The sequence below is a fragment of the Bacteroidota bacterium genome, from assembly GCA_016722375.1.
GTDB lineage: Bacteria > Bacteroidota > Bacteroidia > Chitinophagales > LD1 > Bog-950.
Genome location: JADKJG010000002.1, coordinates 323,635 through 341,942, shown reverse-complemented (window position 1 = coordinate 341,942; position 18,308 = coordinate 323,635). Strand labels below are relative to the sequence as shown.

At 42.6% G+C, this 18,308-nt stretch carries 14 protein-coding genes and 1 pseudogene; 5 read left to right on the top strand and 10 right to left on the bottom strand.

The features are described from left to right. Positions 1–14: 14 nt before the first annotated feature. A complete protein-coding gene (locus IPP77_03390; GenBank protein ID MBL0308741.1) occupies positions 15–830 on the bottom strand; it encodes a T9SS type A sorting domain-containing protein in 816 nt (271 codons plus the stop codon). Between the two features lie 200 nt (positions 831–1,030). Here IPP77_03390 and IPP77_03385 point away from each other — a divergent pair, with 200 nt between their 5' ends. Then, a complete protein-coding gene (locus tag IPP77_03385) occupies positions 1,031–4,285 on the top strand; it encodes a PDZ domain-containing protein (GenBank protein ID MBL0308740.1) in 3,255 nt (1,084 codons plus the stop codon). 118 nt (positions 4,286–4,403) lie between these two features. Here the strand turns inward: IPP77_03385 and IPP77_03380 are convergent, their stop codons facing one another. Continuing rightward, a complete protein-coding gene (locus IPP77_03380) occupies positions 4,404–4,697 on the bottom strand; it encodes a hypothetical protein (GenBank protein MBL0308739.1) in 294 nt (97 codons plus the stop codon). A gap of 400 nt (positions 4,698–5,097) precedes the next feature. On the opposite strand from IPP77_03380, the gene IPP77_03375 reads away from it, so the two are divergent. Further along, positions 5,098–5,853: a fibronectin type III domain-containing protein gene (locus IPP77_03375; protein MBL0308738.1), complete on the top strand. Its 756-nt coding sequence runs from the start codon at positions 5,098–5,100 to the stop codon at positions 5,851–5,853. A 290-nt stretch (positions 5,854–6,143) separates the two neighbouring features. Here IPP77_03375 and IPP77_03370 read toward each other — a convergent pair whose 3' ends face one another. From IPP77_03370 to IPP77_03355, 4 genes are all read right to left on the bottom strand, one after another. After that, the gene (locus tag IPP77_03370) at positions 6,144–6,830 is read right to left on the bottom strand and encodes a tetratricopeptide repeat protein (protein MBL0308737.1); all 687 of its coding nucleotides are present in this window, start codon (positions 6,828–6,830) and stop codon (positions 6,144–6,146) included. A 65-nt stretch (positions 6,831–6,895) separates the two neighbouring features. Next, positions 6,896–7,285 carry a hypothetical protein gene (locus IPP77_03365; GenBank protein MBL0308736.1) on the bottom strand — a complete coding sequence of 130 codons (390 nt, stop codon included), beginning with the start codon at positions 7,283–7,285 and terminating at the stop codon, positions 6,896–6,898. Between the two features lie 24 nt (positions 7,286–7,309). Continuing rightward, positions 7,310–9,886, bottom strand: coding sequence for a DNA gyrase subunit A (gyrA, locus tag IPP77_03360; GenBank protein MBL0308735.1), 2,577 nt, complete (start codon positions 9,884–9,886; stop codon positions 7,310–7,312). Positions 9,887–10,046: 160 nt separating this feature from the next. Next, positions 10,047–10,361 carry a hypothetical protein gene (locus IPP77_03355; protein MBL0308734.1) on the bottom strand — a complete coding sequence of 105 codons (315 nt, stop codon included), beginning with the start codon at positions 10,359–10,361 and terminating at the stop codon, positions 10,047–10,049. A 103-nt stretch (positions 10,362–10,464) separates the two neighbouring features. On the opposite strand from IPP77_03355, the gene IPP77_03350 reads away from it, so the two are divergent. Further along, complete coding sequence (locus tag IPP77_03350; GenBank protein MBL0308733.1) at positions 10,465–10,782, top strand: hypothetical protein; 318 nt, start codon at positions 10,465–10,467, stop codon at positions 10,780–10,782. 471 nt (positions 10,783–11,253) lie between these two features. Here IPP77_03350 and IPP77_03345 read toward each other — a convergent pair whose 3' ends face one another. Continuing rightward, positions 11,254–11,949, bottom strand: a complete 696-nt coding sequence (locus IPP77_03345) for a DnaJ domain-containing protein (GenBank protein MBL0308732.1) — start codon at positions 11,947–11,949, stop codon at positions 11,254–11,256. Between the two features lie 27 nt (positions 11,950–11,976). Then, the gene (locus IPP77_03340) at positions 11,977–12,384 is read right to left on the bottom strand and encodes an EVE domain-containing protein (protein ID MBL0308731.1); all 408 of its coding nucleotides are present in this window, start codon (positions 12,382–12,384) and stop codon (positions 11,977–11,979) included. 110 nt (positions 12,385–12,494) lie between these two features. Here IPP77_03340 and IPP77_03335 point away from each other — a divergent pair, with 110 nt between their 5' ends. Further along, complete coding sequence (locus tag IPP77_03335; GenBank protein ID MBL0308730.1) at positions 12,495–14,648, top strand: RecQ family ATP-dependent DNA helicase; 2,154 nt, start codon at positions 12,495–12,497, stop codon at positions 14,646–14,648. Positions 14,649–14,720: 72 nt separating this feature from the next. Here IPP77_03335 and IPP77_03330 read toward each other — a convergent pair. Together IPP77_03330 and IPP77_03325 are read right to left on the bottom strand one after the other, a co-directional pair. Next, positions 14,721–15,759 (bottom strand): annotated as a pseudogene (locus IPP77_03330) (RluA family pseudouridine synthase). A 70-nt stretch (positions 15,760–15,829) separates the two neighbouring features. Next, a complete protein-coding gene (locus tag IPP77_03325) occupies positions 15,830–16,918 on the bottom strand; it encodes a bifunctional phosphoglucose/phosphomannose isomerase (protein MBL0308729.1) in 1,089 nt (362 codons plus the stop codon). A gap of 21 nt (positions 16,919–16,939) precedes the next feature. Between IPP77_03325 and rseP the strand changes: the two genes are divergently transcribed. Further along, positions 16,940–18,295: an RIP metalloprotease RseP gene (gene rseP / locus IPP77_03320; GenBank protein ID MBL0308728.1), complete on the top strand. Its 1,356-nt coding sequence runs from the start codon at positions 16,940–16,942 to the stop codon at positions 18,293–18,295. Positions 18,296–18,308 lie beyond the last annotated feature (13 nt).

Genomic DNA, 18,308 nt, shown 5'->3' with positions numbered 1-18,308 from the left:
TTGTGTTGATAAGCCTATTCAGAAATAACGATCCGCTTAGTTATATTGGTTTTGCCATCGCCGATGGAGTAGAAGTAAATACCCGGGGAGAGATCATTTCGGTTGATTTGAGAAACGTTATTTCCGGTCTTCACATCAATCTGCTTTCTGTAAACTTCACTTCCTAACATATTAGTCATCCGTTCAGTCATCACGCCTGATTTAACTGAAAAAAAGTTGACCTGCGTTTTGGTGTTCATTGGATTGGGAGTTACACGAAGAGTGGTGATAGAGCTCGTTGGTTCGTTGATAGCCGTATTGCAACCGGTAGGCCCTCCACCATAAGCAAAGAAAGCTCCTTGAAGCGTATCTACTGCAATGTCGGCATCTCCGTCATTCTTCACCCGAAGAAAATATTTTAGACCTTGACTTTCTGCATCCACAGTCAATGCGCCATTTAAGGTGATGATAATTCTAAGTTTATACTGTCCCGGAGGGGCGCATGCAATCCCTGATAACTTGATACATCCATTCTGCTGATTGGCAAATGTGTTGTTAGATAAGTTGGAAGACCAACATACCCCCGAAGGAAGATTATCAATGGTATCAATACGAAGACTGCTGACCGTGATAGCTCCGTTGGCAACTTTGTCATAATTTTTAAAATAGAGAATGGTCGGGGAATCTAAGCCGTTAACTAACGGCGGCAAACTGTCCCTAGAAGGGCTGAACCCGGGTAAAGTCAACACCACTGAGTCACAGACACTCGCACCGGAGTTGCCACAATACTGCGCATCGGCATTGGCAAAGAACAGACCCACAGAAAGAAGAGTAAAAATTATCTTTTTCATAGTTTTTATATTTGGTTTCTAATAGTACAAAAGTAAACAATTATTTTGTCATTCAAGCCAGATATTCACGCTTTGGTCTTAAGTGGATTGTTTTCTGAACATTTGGGAACCAAGTTGGAAAGTATCGCAAATTCCTTTTTTATGAAACTCTTAACTTTTTGATTTTAGGATGATTCGCGGAGCTAATTACTTTTGGCGCCATGAAAAAACAGATTTTACTCCTCGCGGCATTATTTATTGCTGCCTTTAGCCAAGCTCAGGAAGCCAAAATGATGCGTTTCCCAACCATTCATGATAACCTGGTGGTCTTTACTTACGCCGGTGATTTATATTCAGTGGATAAAAGTGGTGGCATTGCCCGCAAGTTGACTTCCAACATAGGTTATAATGTCTTTTCTAAATTCTCACCTGATGGAAAGAACGTAGCTTTCACGGGCCAATATGACGGAAATACAGAAGTTTGTCTTATTCCTGCCGAAGGGGGTGTTCCTAAAAGGCTGACCTATACTGCCACCTTGGGCCGAGATGATGTTTCGGATCGTATGGGGCCTAACAACATTGTGATGGCTTGGCGCGATAACGAGCATATTGTTTACCGCAGCCGCAAGCAATCGTTCAACGATTTCACCGGCCAGTTGTTTGTAGCCAATGTAAATGGAGGTTTGAGTGAAGAGTTGCCTCTGCCTGCTGGCGGTTTTTGTTCCTATTCTCCAGATAAAAAGAAACTGGCTTATAACCGTATTTTCCGTGAGTTCCGCACTTGGAAGTATTATAAAGGCGGAATGGCCGATGATATATGGATCTATGATTTCGACACTAAGAAGGTAGAGAACATCACTAACAATCCCGCTCAGGATATTCAGCCCATGTGGTTTGAAGGCAAAATCTATTTTCTGTCTGACCGCGACAGAACGATGAATCTTTTCTGTTACGACCTTGCCAGCAAGCAGGTAAAAAAGGTGACGAACTATACTGATTTCGACATCAAGTTTCCTTCTTTAGGCAACCAGGCCATTGTTTTTGAAAAGGGCGGACAACTATTCGTGATGGATTTGCCTTCGGAAAAGGTTTCCCCAATACCGGTGCAAATAAAATCAGACGAAATCTACAGCCGTTCAGAGTTGGTAGATGCTTCAAAGAATATTGAGTCTGCTTCTCTGGGTTCTGATGGCAACCGGATGGTATTTGTAGCTCGCGGAGAAGTATTTACGGTTCCGGCAGAAAAAGGCCTCACCCGCAATCTTTCCCGTAGCAGTGGTTCGCACGAGCGCAACGCTATATGGTCTCCTAATGGAAAGCATGTGGCGTATATCAGCGATCAGTCTGGTGAGGATGAAATTTATATTCAGGTTCCCGATGGTCAAAGCCAACCTGTTCGCCTGACGAACAACGGGGATGTATATAAATATGCCATCTCTTGGAGTCCGGACAGTAAGAAAATTATGTGGGCAGATAAAAAGATGCGTCTGCAGTATGTGGAGGTAGCTACTAAGAAAATTACAGAGATTGATCATTCTGGTGTTTGGGAGTTTAATGATTATGACTGGAGTCCTGATAGTCGTTGGGTGGTTTACTCTCGTCCCGAAAGAGATTCCAAAGGCATTATTTATATCTATAATCTCGGCGACGGAAAGAAGATACCTGTCACCGATGGTTGGTATGATTCCGGCAACGGAACTTTTAGTGCTGACGGCAAATACCTATACTTAGTTTCTAATCGCGATTTTAATCCGACCTTTTCTAATACCGATTTTGAGATTGCCTATTTGAATATGTCGAAAGTCTATCTCATTCCTCTTTCCAAAGAAACAGCGAATCCCTTTGCCCCGGTGAACGATGAGGTTGCAGTTGGTAAAGACACCGCCGATACTAAGGACTCTTCCAAAACAGCAAACAAAGGCAAAGGAGAAAAATCTGATTCTCTTAAACTGGTAAAAGTAGATGCCGATAACATCATTTCTCGTCTGCTAGCCCTGAATGTAGATGCCGCCAGCTATTATGGTGTTACAGCCTTAGAAGGGAAGGTTTATTATATGAAAAGTGTGCAAGGACAGGGCAAAGCCAATCTTTGCTTGTTTGATTTGAAAGATAAGAAAGAAACTGTTCTGGGTGAGGCAAATGGTTTTGAAATCAGCGCCAACCGAAAGAAGATTCTTATTAAGAAAGCCAATTCTTATTATGTGATGGATGTTCCATCCGCCAAATTTGAATTGAAAGACGCGGTCAATCTCTCCGAAATGAAGACAACGGTGAACAAGCGCGAGGAGTGGAGCCAGATTTTCAATGAAAGTTGGAGGCAGATGCGCGACTTTTTCTATGATCCGAACATGCACGGGGTGAACTGGAAAGCTATGCACGATAAATATGCTGCTTTGCTTCCTTATGTGAATCACCGTGCCGACTTGGGCTATCTGATTGGCGAAATGCTTGGCGAACTCAATGTTGGCCATGCCTATGTGAACGGTGGCGATATGCCGAAGGCCGAACGAATCAAAGTGGGCCTGCTTGGTGCCTCGCTTTCCCGTTCTTCTAATGGCTACTTCCGAATTGATAAAATCTTAGAAGGCGCCAATTATGATGCGTCCACCCGATCTCCTTTGACCGAAGTGGGAGTGAATATCAAAACGGGTGATTACATCATCAGTATCAATGGCATTTCGGTGACCACCACCAATGACATATATTCTTTGCTTATAAACACTGCCGACAAACAGGTAGAAATGATGGTGAACAGCAAAGCATCACCAGATGGTGCGCGTAAAGTAATTGTGATTCCAACTGGTGATGAAAAAAATCTTTATTACTATAACTGGGTGCAGCATAATATCCGCTTTGTAGATTCCGTCAGTGGTGGAAAGATCGGTTATCTGCACATTCCCAATATGGGAGTAGATGGTTTGAATGAATTTATGAAGCATTTCTATCCGCAAATCAGAAGAGAAGCGCTCATCATTGACGACCGGGGCAACGGTGGTGGATTTGTTTCGCCGCTTATAGCAGACAGATTGGCCAAGCAACTAGTCTATTTTAATATGACTCGCAACACCACAGAAGGCAGTCCTAACCCCGAAATGCACCTCGGACCCAAGGTTTGTTTGGTGAACGAGTACTCTGCCTCTGATGGAGATATTTTCCCTTACCGTTTCAAAACATACAAGTTGGGCAAAGTAATCGGCAAGCGCACCTGGGGCGGTATAGTTGGCATTCGCGGCTCACTTCCTTTTGTGGACGGTGCCTCGATGACCAAGCCTGAATTTACATCCTATAAAGAGAATGAATTTGTCATAGAGGGATATGGTGTAGATCCGGACATTATTGTAGATAACGATCCGGCCCATGAATACGCCGGAACCGACGATCAACTTAACCGGGCTATTGACGAATTGTTAAAGGAACTGAAATCAAATCCTCCTAAAATTCCGGCCATTCCACCATTCCCGAATAAGAGTCATTGAAAATGGCAATTGGAGTAATTACCTATTATCAATAGCGAACAGATTTATACCTGATTTTGATTTTTCTACGAGTAAATAATATTTTCTCGACCGTGAAAAAGATTTTTACACGCTTGGATTATATTTTTTCAGGCATCAAATAGATATTTCTAAGAGTGGAAAAGATTTCTTGAATCATGAAGAAGATTTTTTCTTGTATGGTTTTGATTTTTTCAATCATGAAAAAAATTATTCCAAGCCTAGAATAGATTTCCCCAATCATCAAAATGATTTTTTCTTGGGTGTAATTGATTTTTCCTCTCTCCAGAAAGAGGGAAATGGATAAATCCATTAATCCGAACTCATCTATACGATAGTCCACGGTTAAAACCGCGCCCGCCTGCGGATTTATCCGTGGGTAATAAAATGTCAACCCGTTGCGAAACCGTTTTAACGGTGTTTTGAGCAATAAATCCCGGGCGCGGCAGAACCCCACACCCCGCCGAACTTGGGTAATGCCAACCCGTTGCGAAACCGTTTTAACGGTTTTTTTTAGCTCGGGAAAAATGACAATAGAATTTCAGAGCGGATGCAATAAAAGAAATGGTGTTTACGTTTATCATTTAAACAAGCCGCATTTTGCGGAATAGAAACAAAAAAAATAGAACGCATGAAGCAGAGTAGCAGATAAAAATTCCGGACGTTTCCGAAATATGAAATCAGCCGGGACGGGTTAATGGCTCTTCGCCTGAAAATAGCAGGGAAGGATAAAGGCACCTCGTCACAACAACCTTCGATGGCATTTATTTTTAACATTTCTAAATCTATGTTTTATGAAAACAGTTAAAAAGCACTCGAAAAAAATGAGCAGAGTGCATAATCAAAACCGGGTAAACCGGAATAGAAACAAAGTCAGGAGGGCGCAATTATTAGCCAACCCTTTGATGATGTTGGTCACTATCACTTTTGCTTTCCAAGAGCTGAGCACACCAGAAAAGGTGCTGGCCAGAATCCGAATGCATATTATGAAACTGACCGGCAATGCTTACTTTCCTTCGGTTGACCCCACCTTGGCAGATCTATTGCTTAAAGCCGACCAGTTAGAGGCCCTGATTTCAGCAGCGGCCAGTGGCGATCATGATTTAATCCTTCAGCGCGACGAAGTCATCCGGGAAATACTGGCGATGATTACTCTTTTGGGATATGATATCCAGAAGCAAAGCGGCGGAGACCGGATTAAGATTGAGAGCGCAGGCTTTAAAACCCGTAAAGTTGCTGGCACTACCCAGCCTTGCACTAAAGTGGTAATCAAGACGGTGGAGTCACTCGAAACCATCGAGATATTGCTGGAGTGGGGTAAAGTCAAAGGCGCCAAGGTTTATTGGATTGAAATCAAAACAGAGCCGACTGGTAAATGGAAGGTAATAGACCTTGCAGGGGTGCTGAATTATAAACTCAATGGCTATTTGATGGATGATGAGTTTATTTTAATTCAGCCTGGACTGCGTTACTTTTTCCGTATCCGAGCTTGGAATAATTTGGGCTTTGGCGAATACAGCGAGATTGTAGATGCTATTTGCATAGACTAAAATCGAGTTTCTTTTTAAGGGCGTTCCCAGATACCGGGAACGCCCTTTTTTTATTTCTATCTGGTTTGGAACTGGTAGTGTTCTGTGAAATAAAAGCGCATAGAGTAACCTATAAACAGAATTGCCGGAGATAAATGCTTAAGATATTTTTAGAGTTGACAGTTCTATACAGACAAAGAGCCTATACAGTATCGGATTCAAATGCTTCTGTATTATAATTAACATTATGTAAAGTATAATAGTAAAAAGAACGGGTACCCAATTGAGCACCCGTCCCTTTCTAACTTCTCTTAGTCCTTCGTGTAAAGTTCTATCTGTTTAAGAATCCTTGAAATCTGTTCATCTTCAGGAGCGATTATTTTTGCTCTTTCAAGGTACGGCTTTGCTTTAAGATATAACTCGCGGCGTTGCTTTTTATATTCCTCATACTTTTTGGTGTCATCTGTGCTGTTGCCTAATTTGTTCATTGCATCAACCATAGCATTTGCCTTATTGACATATATAGCGCCCAGATTGTTCAGGGGCTTCACATTTTTAGGATTAGCGGCGGCAGCCTTTTCATAATAATAGATAACTGAATCTTCCTTACCTAACTTATCATAAGCCAGACCTTTAATAAATAGAGCACCGTCGTTATTTGGCTCCACCTGCAACAAATTATTGACAAAAGTGAGCGCTTCAGCGTATTGAGCGCCTTCCAGAAAGAAATTTATCTTCTCAACCAAGAGGTTGGCATCATTTGGATATTTGATCAATGCCTCATCAACCACCTTCTTGGCCTCCTCTGTTTTGGAGCTATTTTTAAGCAAGATTGCATAGCTTCTATACGCAGATGCCTCTGGTGCAATAGCGATCCACTCTTTATAAACCTGAAGTGCTGCTTCATTGTTGCCTGCATTTTCAGCACTAATAGCAGCGTTCTTTAGCGCAGTAGCCAAATCTATGTTTGGGGTTTTCCCTTTTGCTTCCATGACCATGTTAATGTCTTTAATAGCATAGAAGAACTTATAAGCATCGGCATAGTTCTTGGCTTGAAAAGCATCTACTCCAGCATTGAACGTGTTGGTGCTAGTGGTATCATATATTTAAAGGCATCTTCCCAATCGCGGAACTTTGGCTCGGCGAGATCGTATATCTTCTTGAATGCTTTAACCGCTTCAAGCAAGGCAGTTGGGTACTTTGTTTTAAGTACTTTATCGGTCGAAATTGTAGTGAATAGCTGCCCCCTGTAAAGCCAGGTTTTAGACTTTAGTGAAGTCCCCTCATGGACTGAGGCTTCGTCTGAACATTTGATGGCAGTTTCCAACTCTTCGGGTCCTCCCCCAGTATTATAGTTGTTCATTGCGTTCCAGACACAGATGTTGTTGCCTTCTTGAGCATGAACAAGGGTCAAAACAAGGGAAAAGATGAATAAAACAATCGGTTTTTTCATATTAATGGTTTAAATGTTTAAGATTTAAGTAGTTGGTCCTTCGGTGTTTCCCGTTTCTTCGGTAGCTCCTAAATCACCATCTTCTTCCGGGTTATAACTCAATTTGCCGTTTTCTATCTTGGCTACCGCCGCTATGGCATCTTTAGCATCCAGTTTAATGATGCGGACTCCTTGGGTAGCACGACCCATCACTCGTAGTTTGTCCACAGCGATACGTATTGCAACTCCCGATTTGTTAATCACCATTACGTGGTCATCGTCGGTTACGTTGAGAATGGCAATCAGACTTCCCGTCTTATCGGTTACGCTGATGGTTTTTACACCCTTTCCACCTCGGTTAGTGATCCGGTAATCTTCAATATCGCTTCGTTTGCCATATCCTTTGGCCGACAAAACCATGATAGTTTCTGCCTTGTTTTCTGGATGAACAGTAATCATTCCAATCACCTCATCCTTTTCATTTGCTAAGGTAACACCCCGAACTCCGACTGAGTTTCTACCTACTGAACGAACTGTTTCATTGTTAAAGCGAATGGCCTTACCAGCCTTTGTCGCAATGACTATCTCGCTGTTACCTGAAGTAAGAGATACCTGTACTAGTTCATCTCCTTCTCTTATATCTATGGCGATAACCCCTCCTGCCCGAACGTTGGAATAGGCTTTTAAAGTGGTCTTTTTGATGGTTCCTTTCTTGGTACAGAAAATCACGAAATTACTATCCAGATATTCGTCTTCTTTTAGGTTTTGAACCGGGATGTAGGCCATAATCCTATCCTCCTTCGGGATACTGATCAGGTTTTGGATGGCTCTTCCTTTACTCGACTTCTCCCCTTCAGGGATTTCATAAACCTTTAGCCAGAAACATCGGCCAAGTTCTGTGAAGAAAAGAATGTAGTTGTGGTTGGTGGCCAAGAAGAGGTGTTCGATGAAGTCTTCATCGCGGGTGGCGCTACCTTTGCTACCTCGTCCTCCCCTGTTCTGGGTCTTGTATTCGCTTGAGAGAGTGCGCTTTATGTAGCCTAAGTGAGAAATAGTTACAACCACTTCGTCGTTGGCAATCAAATCTTCCATATTGAAATCACCGGCGGCATATTCAATATTTGTTCGGCGCACATCACCATACTTCTCCTTCACCTCAATCATCTCATCCTTGATAATCTGCATCCGCAAAGGCTCTTCGTTCAAAACGCGGTTCAGCCAATCTATTTTCTCCATCAATTCCTTATGTTCGGCTTCAATCTTGCCTCTTTCCAGACCAGTAAGGGTCTGTAAACGCATTTCGAGGATGGCTTTTGCCTGAATTTCAGACAAATGGAACTCGCTCATCAAACCTTCTCTGGCAATATCGCGGTCGTTGGAGGCGCGAATCAACTTGATTACTGCGTCTATATTATTGAGGGCAATCAAAAGCCCTTCTAATATATGGGCACGCTCTTCGGCTTTCTTCAGTTCCCACTTAGCTCTTCTTATGACCACCTCATGGCGAAACTCCACAAAGTGCTTAATCATATCCCTGAGATTGAGCAACATAGGGCGGCCATGCACTAGGGCCACATTATTAACACCAAAAGATGTTTGAAGAGAGGTCAATGCAAACAACTGGTTCAAGACTACATTGGAAATAGCGTCGCGCTTCAATTCAATCACCACCCGGATACCGTTTCGGTCTGATTCATCGCGAACCTCGCTGATACCTTCTATCTTCTTCTCATCTGCCAATTCAGCAATCTTTTTTACTAAATCGCTTTTCACTACTTGGTAAGGAACTTCGGTAATGATGATCTGTTCTCTCCCGTTATCCTGTGTTTCAATCTCAGCTTTTCCGCGAAGAACTACTCGTCCTCTTCCGGTCATAAAAGCCTGCCGCACACCGTCGTATCCATATATGGTTCCACCGGTTGGGAAGTCAGGAGCTTTCACTACCGTCATCAGTTCGTCAATCGTAACATCTTTGTCGTCTATATATTTAATGACACCTTCCACCACTTCCGTCATGTTGTGCGGCAACATATTTGTTGCCATACCTACGGCAATGCCCGAAGCGCCATTCACCAAAAGAGTAGGGATTTTTGAAGGCAGAACAGTAGGCTCTTCCAAACTATCATCAAAGTTCAGACGCATGTCCACCGTATCTTTTTCAATATCGGTCAAAATGTCTTCTGCCACCCGGCGCAATCTGGCCTCTGTATAACGCATGGCCGCTGGTGGGTCATTATCTATACTTCCGAAGTTACCCTGTCCATCCACTAAAGGATATCGAAGACTCCAATCTTGAGCCATACGAACCATCGCATCATAAACCGAACTATCGCCGTGGGGGTGATACTTACCTAGCACCTCTCCCACTATTCTCGCCGACTTTTTATAAGGTTTGCCCGGACTGAGACCCAGTTCGTTCATGGCGAACAAAACCCGGCGATGCACCGGCTTCAGCCCATCACGCACATCGGGGATAGCGCGAGAAACAATCACCGACATTGAATAATCAATGTAGGCGGTTTTCATTTCCTCTTCTATATTAATAGGTATTATCCGGGGTTGATTGCGCAGATTCTGGTCTGCCCCCTCATTGGGGTTGTCTGGTGTTAAATCGTCACTCATTTTTTGGTTTTAGCTATTAGCCGTTTTTTTAAGCGCCCAAATATACTCTTTCGACACCCCCCTTACAAAGTATTGCGGCATCAAATTTTCAACATTTAACGCAGAAATCTGGATTCAATACCCACAAGTTGGCGAAATCAATAAGGCGGGGATGGGGAGATTAAACTATTTCCTTTAAATTAATGAGTTCGCCGACGCCGTCCGACACTTTCAAAACAAACTCACCATCCGTAAGTGGAACGGAAATGCTATCCACCAAAAATATGACATCTTCTCCCATATTTATCGTGGTTTTACCGTCCTTATAGGCTAAAAACACAGCTATTGTGTCTGGTTCCAATTTAGTTTTGCTGCTACTCTCCATTGCTGACCATTCGGGGTTTGGAACGAAATAAAGGGTTCTCGGAAACCGATAGTTTCTAAATTTCCTCTTGGTCAGAAACTTCTCTATCATCACTACAAATTCTCTAGTCATACTGCAAATGTAACAAGTGAAGCAATTTTAGAAAGAAAGCCTTTTTTCTATAAGGGTTCGAAATATTGAACGCCTACAGCCTATCCGAACAAAAATACCCGGCTTGAATCCTATTCAGGAAACAACGACCTACGGAGGAATAATTATTAGAACTTCAGCAACAACCTTACCCCATCCCAAAGGTTATGAAGAAAACCTAATCGAAAACAAGCCTCCTATTCTTTATGCATGTGCTACTTTTCATTTTGAAGTAGCTCCTTTTCTTTCTATGGTAGATACTTTTCTTCGTGGGGTAGCTCCTTTTCTTTCTATGGTAGATACTTTTCTTCGTGAAGTGGCTCCTTTTCTTTGTAGAGTACCTCCTTTTCTTGCAGAAGTAGCTCCTTTCTTTGTAAAGTATGTCCTTTTCTTAGAAAAGTAGCTCCTTTTTTTCGAATAGTAGATACTTTTCTTTGTGATGTAGCTCCTTTTCTAAGAAAAGTAGCTCCTTTTTTTCTTGTATGAACTACAGGGTAGGATATTTTTTCACTCCATCCGGCTCCGGTACCTGTTCCGATTATACATATAATACAAACCAGTGGAATATTGCTGACCGGTACCGGTTCTGAAAATATTTTTCGTATTTCGTGTGACCTTTTTCTAACCGGCTCGTTTACTATGGCATCTTCGGTACGCAACCGGTCCTAATCGGTAGCGCAGCAGTTATATACCAGCCGCGACGTGATCAGTTGCATGAATGGCAATCCTAATTTCGCTACACCCCTCCCAACCTTGGTAGATGCCATCCCACGACTGTAAGATGTCATACCTTGCTTGTAAGCTGCCATTTTGTCTGTTCGGCTACTTTCTCAGCACGGGCTTAGAGATTTTCGTTTTATTACCAGCCAGAGCCTCATTCCTTCTCCCTCCCCCTTTCCTTCCGAATCAATTCAAAAGCATGTTGCACCTCGCGGAATTTAGCATGAGCCTCAGCATCTGTGGTGCGGGCGGCATTTTTATCGGGGTGCGTTTGCAAAATCATCTTGCGATAGGCGCGCCGCACCGTTTCCCAATTGGCGGTTTCATCAATTCCCAGAATACTATAAGGATTATGATGATGGATAAACTGCTGTTTGATTGCTGCAAAGCCCTTTTCGTCCACACCCAGATAGGTCGCTATCCGTTGTAAACACCGCGTTTCTTTTGCATTCACAAAATCGTCCGCGCCCGCCACATTGAATAGGAACTGAACAATAGACAAAAGCGATTCATCGGTGGTCAGCATCTTCAATTGCTTGCAAGCTATCTTGATGAATGGTTCGGTGCCCGCTTGCAGATGAGAATGGACCTGTTTCATTCTTTGTTGCACCCCCTGCTCACCAAACTGCTCGCCGAGAAACTTCTGCAACTGAGTTTCTGTTTCAGAAGTATAATTTCTATCACAACGAATCACCGCCGAAGCCAGAACCAAGATGGCATTTTGTATCTCCTCGTCATGCGACTGTTGCTTCGGACTCTTTTGCGCCTTCTTCTCCACCACATCCTCAGCCGACATCATGTTGGCTATAGTGTTGCGCAAACGCTCCAGAGGTTTTTTTCTTGTCGTCATATAAATACCTCGTGCTTCACCGAGCAGCTATTTCACGCTCATTTTTAAAATCTCATTCCACTCCTCTTTGCTCACCGGTTGAACACTCAGCCGGCTGATACGCACCAAAGCCATCTGGCTCAGCTTCTTATTGGCCTTCACTTCTGCCAAAGTCACCGGTCGTTTCATGTCTTCCACATACTCCATATCTACATATACCCAGCTATCCTCTGTAGTCGGGTCCTGATAGTATTCTTTCGCCACCTTCACTATTCCAACAACGGAGGGCAAACCATTCATGCTCTCATAAAAAAAGCAGAGGTCACCCTTCTTCATCGCCTTCAAATGATTGCGAGCTGCATAGTTTCGCACGCCATCCCAGAATGTTTTCTTTTCCTTTTTCATGCGCTCAAACGAATAGGTTTCGGGATCAGATTTAATCAGCCAGTGGTTCATGATTTAGAGTTTAAATTACTTGTCAGCTATTTGGTGTACGATTTTAACTTCGCTGCACAAATTTAATATCAATCAAGAGAATCACTATTCAATCAACTCATGCTTTAATTATGTCAGACTTGAAACCGCGCTTTATCGAAACCATTTCGCCAGACAAAAGAAGGACTTTGGTGGCTATTGATGAAATAGTCACAATTGAAGAAAATGAAGTGCCATCTCAAACAATCATTACCCTAAAAACAGTTCTAAGATCACCGATCGAAGAATGTATAATCAGTTCATTAAAATCTTGGACGGTATCAAGGATATTTTGGATTAATTTATCATTACCATCCATTTCCATTCTACTTTATAACGTGCAGGACATTCACCGCATACTGAAACAATATTGGGGCTTCGATTCCTTTCGTCCGGGGCAGGAAGCAATCATCCGTTCGGTGTTGGAAGGAAGAGATACTTTGGCGCTACTACCCACCGGTGGCGGAAAATCCGTATGCTTTCAGGTGCCGGCTTTGCTTAAAGAGGGGATTTGTCTGGTCATTTCTCCCTTGATTGCCCTGATGAAAGATCAGGTCTATCAACTCAACAAGAAAGGCATTAAGGCTTTGGCTATTTATACCGGGTTGTCGCACCGACAAATTGATACGCTGCTCGACAATTGCATTTATGGAGATTATAAGTTTCTATACATCTCGCCGGAGCGCTTAGCTACTGAAGATTTCAGGGTGCGCATGGAGAAGATGAAGATTTCGCTGCTTGTGGTGGATGAGGCACATTGCATTTCACAGTGGGGTTATGATTTTCGTCCCCCATATTTGAAGATTGCAGAGGTGCGCGACCAACTGAACAATATACCGGTCATTGCTTTGACTGCCACCGCCACCCCGGGCATTGTAGATGATATTCAGGAGCATCTGCATTTCAGAAAAAAGAATGTATTTCTCGAAAGTTTTGTGCGGCCCAATCTGAGTTACGTAGTGCGCAAAACAGACAGCAACAAAGAATTGGCGCTGTTGGATGTATTGCAGAAGGTGAAGGGTACGGCTATTGTGTACGTGCGTAGTCGCCGCAAAACCAAAGAACTTTCTGACTATTTGAACAAACATAAAATCAAAGCCGATTTTTATCATGCCGGTTTGGAACCCAACCAGCGCTCACTGAAACAGGATAACTGGACTAAAGATAAAACCCGCGTCATCTGCTGCACAAACGCTTTTGGAATGGGTATTGACAAGGCAGATGTTCGTTTGGTGATTCACGCAGATATTCCCGATACGGTTGAAGCTTATTTCCAAGAAGCCGGACGCGCGGGAAGAGATAGAATAAAATCTTACGCTGTTTTACTGTATGATGAAAGTGATTTATTTCAACTGGAAAGGAAGATCAAAGAAGGCTACCCACCGATTGATTTCATCAAAGATATTTATGAATCGCTTTGCTCCTATTTCCGGATTGCATACAACAGCGGCTTGAATGAGACTTATGGTTTTGATATCATAGATTTCACGAAGCAGTTGAATCAACCAACTCACCTAGTGCTTACTTCCCTCAAAATTCTGGAACAACAGGAACTGCTCTACATGACAGAGGGTGTTTATGATTCATCCCGGATAAAGGTTGTTGCCACTAAGGATGTTCTGTTCAAATTTCAGGCAGAAAACAAAAAGTTGGAGCCGATGGTGAAGTTCATATTACGTAGTTCGCCAGGAGTATTTGAAGATTTTGTGACGATAGCAGAAGAAGCCGTTGCCCGTAGAATGAAATTAGACGTTGAAGAGGTAGTACATCAGTTGGAGACACTAAGCCGGTTTAATATTTTCCAATACCAGACTCGCCGGAACACACCGCAAATCATTTTGCTTCGACCGAGGGTGAAAAAAGAAAACTTACTGCTGGATCGTGACTTCATTAAAAAACGAAAAGCTATTTATGATGAAAAGCTACGCTCCATTCTGCAATATATTACCAACAAGAAACTGTGCCGCAGTCGACAACTAGTGGCCTATTTCGGGGAAACAACTACGAGCGACTGCGGTATTTGCGATGTGTGTGTGGCGAAAAAGAAAAGCAAATTGTCGGTTCCTGAATTTTCCGCCAATGTGTTGAAGATTGAGCAAGAGTTAAAACAAATACCTCAGGTATTATCGCTACTCCAGCAAAAGACAAAGTTGCGTTCAGAAGAATTTAAGGAGGCGATTGATTATCTTTTAGATTCTTCCAAAATCAGAAGAAACGAAAAGGGAGAAGTGGAGTGGGTGAACTAGAAGGCTTTAGGCTTGCACCATACTACTTTATATACGACAAGAAATATTGCAATTGAATCTCTATTAAACGCGCTATACTACCTCCGCATTGGGATTCGTCCAATACTTCCTCCATTTTTCCAGCACTTGCTGAAATTCTTCGGGCAGGGGAGATTCAAAGAATAACTCTTCGCCGGAAGTGGGATGAACAAAACCGAGTGTAGCGGCATGGAGCGCCTGGCGAGGCATAAGTTGGAAACAATTTTCTACAAACTGTTTGTATTTGGAATAGATTGTTCCTTTAAGAATTTTGTTGCCGCCATATCGGGCATCATTAAAAAGCGTGTGTCCGATATATTTCATGTGTACGCGGATCCTGGTGTGTTCGTCCGGTTTCTAGTCTACATTCCACCAGAGTTACATAATGCAGCCGCTCTAACACTTTATAATGCGTAATAGCATGTTTGCCTTTGTCGCCTTCCGGGTAGGCTTCCATCTGCATTCGTTCGCGGGTGTCGCGCCCAATGTTTACTTCGATTCTCCCTTCTTCATCGGCCACATCACCCCATACCAAAGCCAAGTACTTGCGCTTAGTGGTGCGTTTGAAAAATTGCTTGGCGAGATGATTTAGCGCAAATTCTGTTTTGGCTACTACAATCAATCCACTGGTGCCTTTATCCAACCGGTGAACCAAACCGGGACGGAAATCTTCTTTAGCAAATTGTGACGCTTTCAAATATCCCAAAACAGCATTCACCAAGGTGCCGCGATAATTACCCAAACCGGGATGCACCACCATTTCGGGGGCTTTATTGATGACCAATACATCATCGTCTTCATAAACAATATCAATGGGAATGTCTTCTGCAACCAGATCAAAGTTCTCTTCATGTTTGGGCATGATGAGTAGAATTTCATCGCCTGGTTGAATTTTGTAGCTGCACTTGGCCGGGACTTTATTGACAAGTATGTTTCCCACATCGGCAGCATCTTGAATTTTGGTGCGGCTAATGTTGTGCCCTAGAAAGGCGTGTAAGAATTTATCAATTCTTATCGGAGTCTGCCCCTTGTCCACTGTTAACTTTATTTGCTCAACCAGATCTTCACCTTGGTCCGCAGCACCGGTCAGCAATTCATCGTTTTGTAGGATTTCTTTTTCATTTTTTGGAGGCTACGAAAGTCCTTAAGACTATCGTGAATATTTATTGAATGGAACTCATGTGCGACTTGAGGCTCACGAGCACATCAATCTCTATGGGGTCATAACCTTGCAGCATGGCTAGATGGTAAGAAAGCCAGTCGCCAATATGAACAAGATAGAAGTGCTTTTCAAAGGTGTCACTTCCTTTTGCATTAATTTCATACACGTTTTCAGAAACTTTCAACACCACATCTTTCTTGAAAAGAATTCGGGCAGTATTGCGGTGGTATTCATCTAAGGAGCGAAGAATAATAACTGCAATATTGTTAATTGGTTCACGCCAGCCCACCAACTCATTGTGATTCATTTCTGGAACTACATTATACCAGCAGTGCATCTTCGAATTCTCATTAATTTGCTGCTTTAGGCGCAGAGCGGTACTTTCATATTTATCCTCCGTGTAGAGAATTAAAATTTTGTTCAACAGTTTACCGGCTAAGAATTCGGCATCAGCCATAATCTTGTTCTGTTCCATCTCCAGAAAAGATGCGGTACGAAGGATAGACTTTTTAAACTCGTCTCCGATGAGCCCAAAATGCTTTAAAACAAAAAATAATTGTACGGTTGAATAACCCAGCGCAGAGCGTGGAGGGAAACCAGCGGGGATCTTTATCAAATTCCAGTTTTGCTTATCTGCAATAGTCGCCAAGGTGCCGCCTGAAGTAATACATACTGCGCTCATCCCCTTTTTAGCGGCATCGTTGGCACAGGAAATTGTCTCTTCTGTATTCCCGGAATAAGAAGAAAGGATCAGCAGGGTAGATTCGTCTACAAAAGCAGGAAGAAAGTAGCTTTTATTGACGATGACCGGGATTTTTAATTCCCCACGGAATAATTCAGAAAGCAAATTACCGCCAAAGCCCGAAGCGCCTAGTCCGCAAACCACAATGTTTTTTATTTCAGCTTTGGCCTTGTTCTTGAACTTAGCTTGCTCGCCGATTTCCACAGCGCGCAACAACTGGGAAGGAAATTCTTTAATGAGATCGTACATAATAAATGGAATAGACGTGAAGCGACAAAGAAAGATAAATTTTTCTATCGGCTGATGCTCTGTTGTGTTCCCCTGTAGCAGACCCGTTTTTTGATACATTTGCCGCTCAATAAAATTTTAATGGAGACATTCATTCGCGTTGCCCAGTTCTTGCTTAGCCTTTCTATCTTAGTTGTACTCCATGAATTTGGTCATTACATCACCGCTCGTATGTTCAAAACACGGGTGGAGAAATTTTACTTGTTTTTTGATTTTCTCTTTCCCTTTCCAAGTGTGCTCAATTTTGCTTTGTTCAAAAAGAAAATAGGCGATACAGAATACGGACTAGGTTGGTTTCCCTTAGGCGGCTATGTCAAAATTGCCGGTATGATTGACGAAAGTATGGATGAAGAATTTCTGAAATCGGAACCTAAACCCGATGAATTCAGAAGTAAGAAGGCTTGGCAACGTTTAATTATCATGTTGGGAGGGATTATCGTTAATGTGTTGTTGGCCTTTTTCATTTATTCCCAAATGCTGTACTGGTGGGGTGAAAGTTATCTGCCGGCTGAAAATGCCAAATATGGATATGCGGCTGACTCCACTGCGCGCAAGATTGGCTTGGAAGATGGGGATCGGATTATCTCATACAATGGGGGACAAAAATTCATGAACTATGCTGGTATCAGTATAGATATGTTGCTGAACAACGCCACTACATTGGAGATTGAAAGAAATGGCGAACCCAAAACGATTGCTGTACCGAAAAGTATTTACAAGGAAATAATGGCCAATAAAGCCACCCCGTTTGTGGAGCCTATTTTTCCCTGTTCTATAGAAACTTTAATACCCGGAAAGCCACTTGAAAAGGCGGGAGCAAAGGTGGGAGATCGAATTATACAATTGGACACAATTCCAATTCAATATTTCCATGAGGTAAGAAGAAATCTACCGGCCTACCGAAATACGACAATTGATATTCTTGCTTTGAGAGGAAAAGATACACTTCGTTTTAATATTCATATACCAGATACGGCTATCCTGGGATTTTCTTCGTTAAGTGACAAATATTTCCCTAGCGTAGATAAGAGCTATGGCTTATTAGCGTCCTTTCCTGCAGGAGCGCATAAAACATATAAAACGCTCGTCGGCTACATTAAACAATTCAGAATTGTCTTCGATCCGGAACTGAAAGGTTATAAGGAGTTGGGTAGTTTCTTTACCATCGGTAAGCAGTTCTCTCCTACTTGGGACTGGCATAGGTTCTGGAATCTGACAGCCTTCCTTTCTTTGGCACTTGCATTCGTGAATTTGCTTCCTATCCCTGCTTTGGATGGTGGCCATGCTTTATTCACCTTATATGAAATAGTCACAGGCAAAGCTCCAAATGAAAAATTTCTGGAACGCGCTCAGGTGGTGGGTATGGTAATTATCTTTGGCTTGATGATATTTGCTTTGGGCAATGATATTTTCAAGATATTTTTCAGTGGGAACTAAATAAACTCAAGAC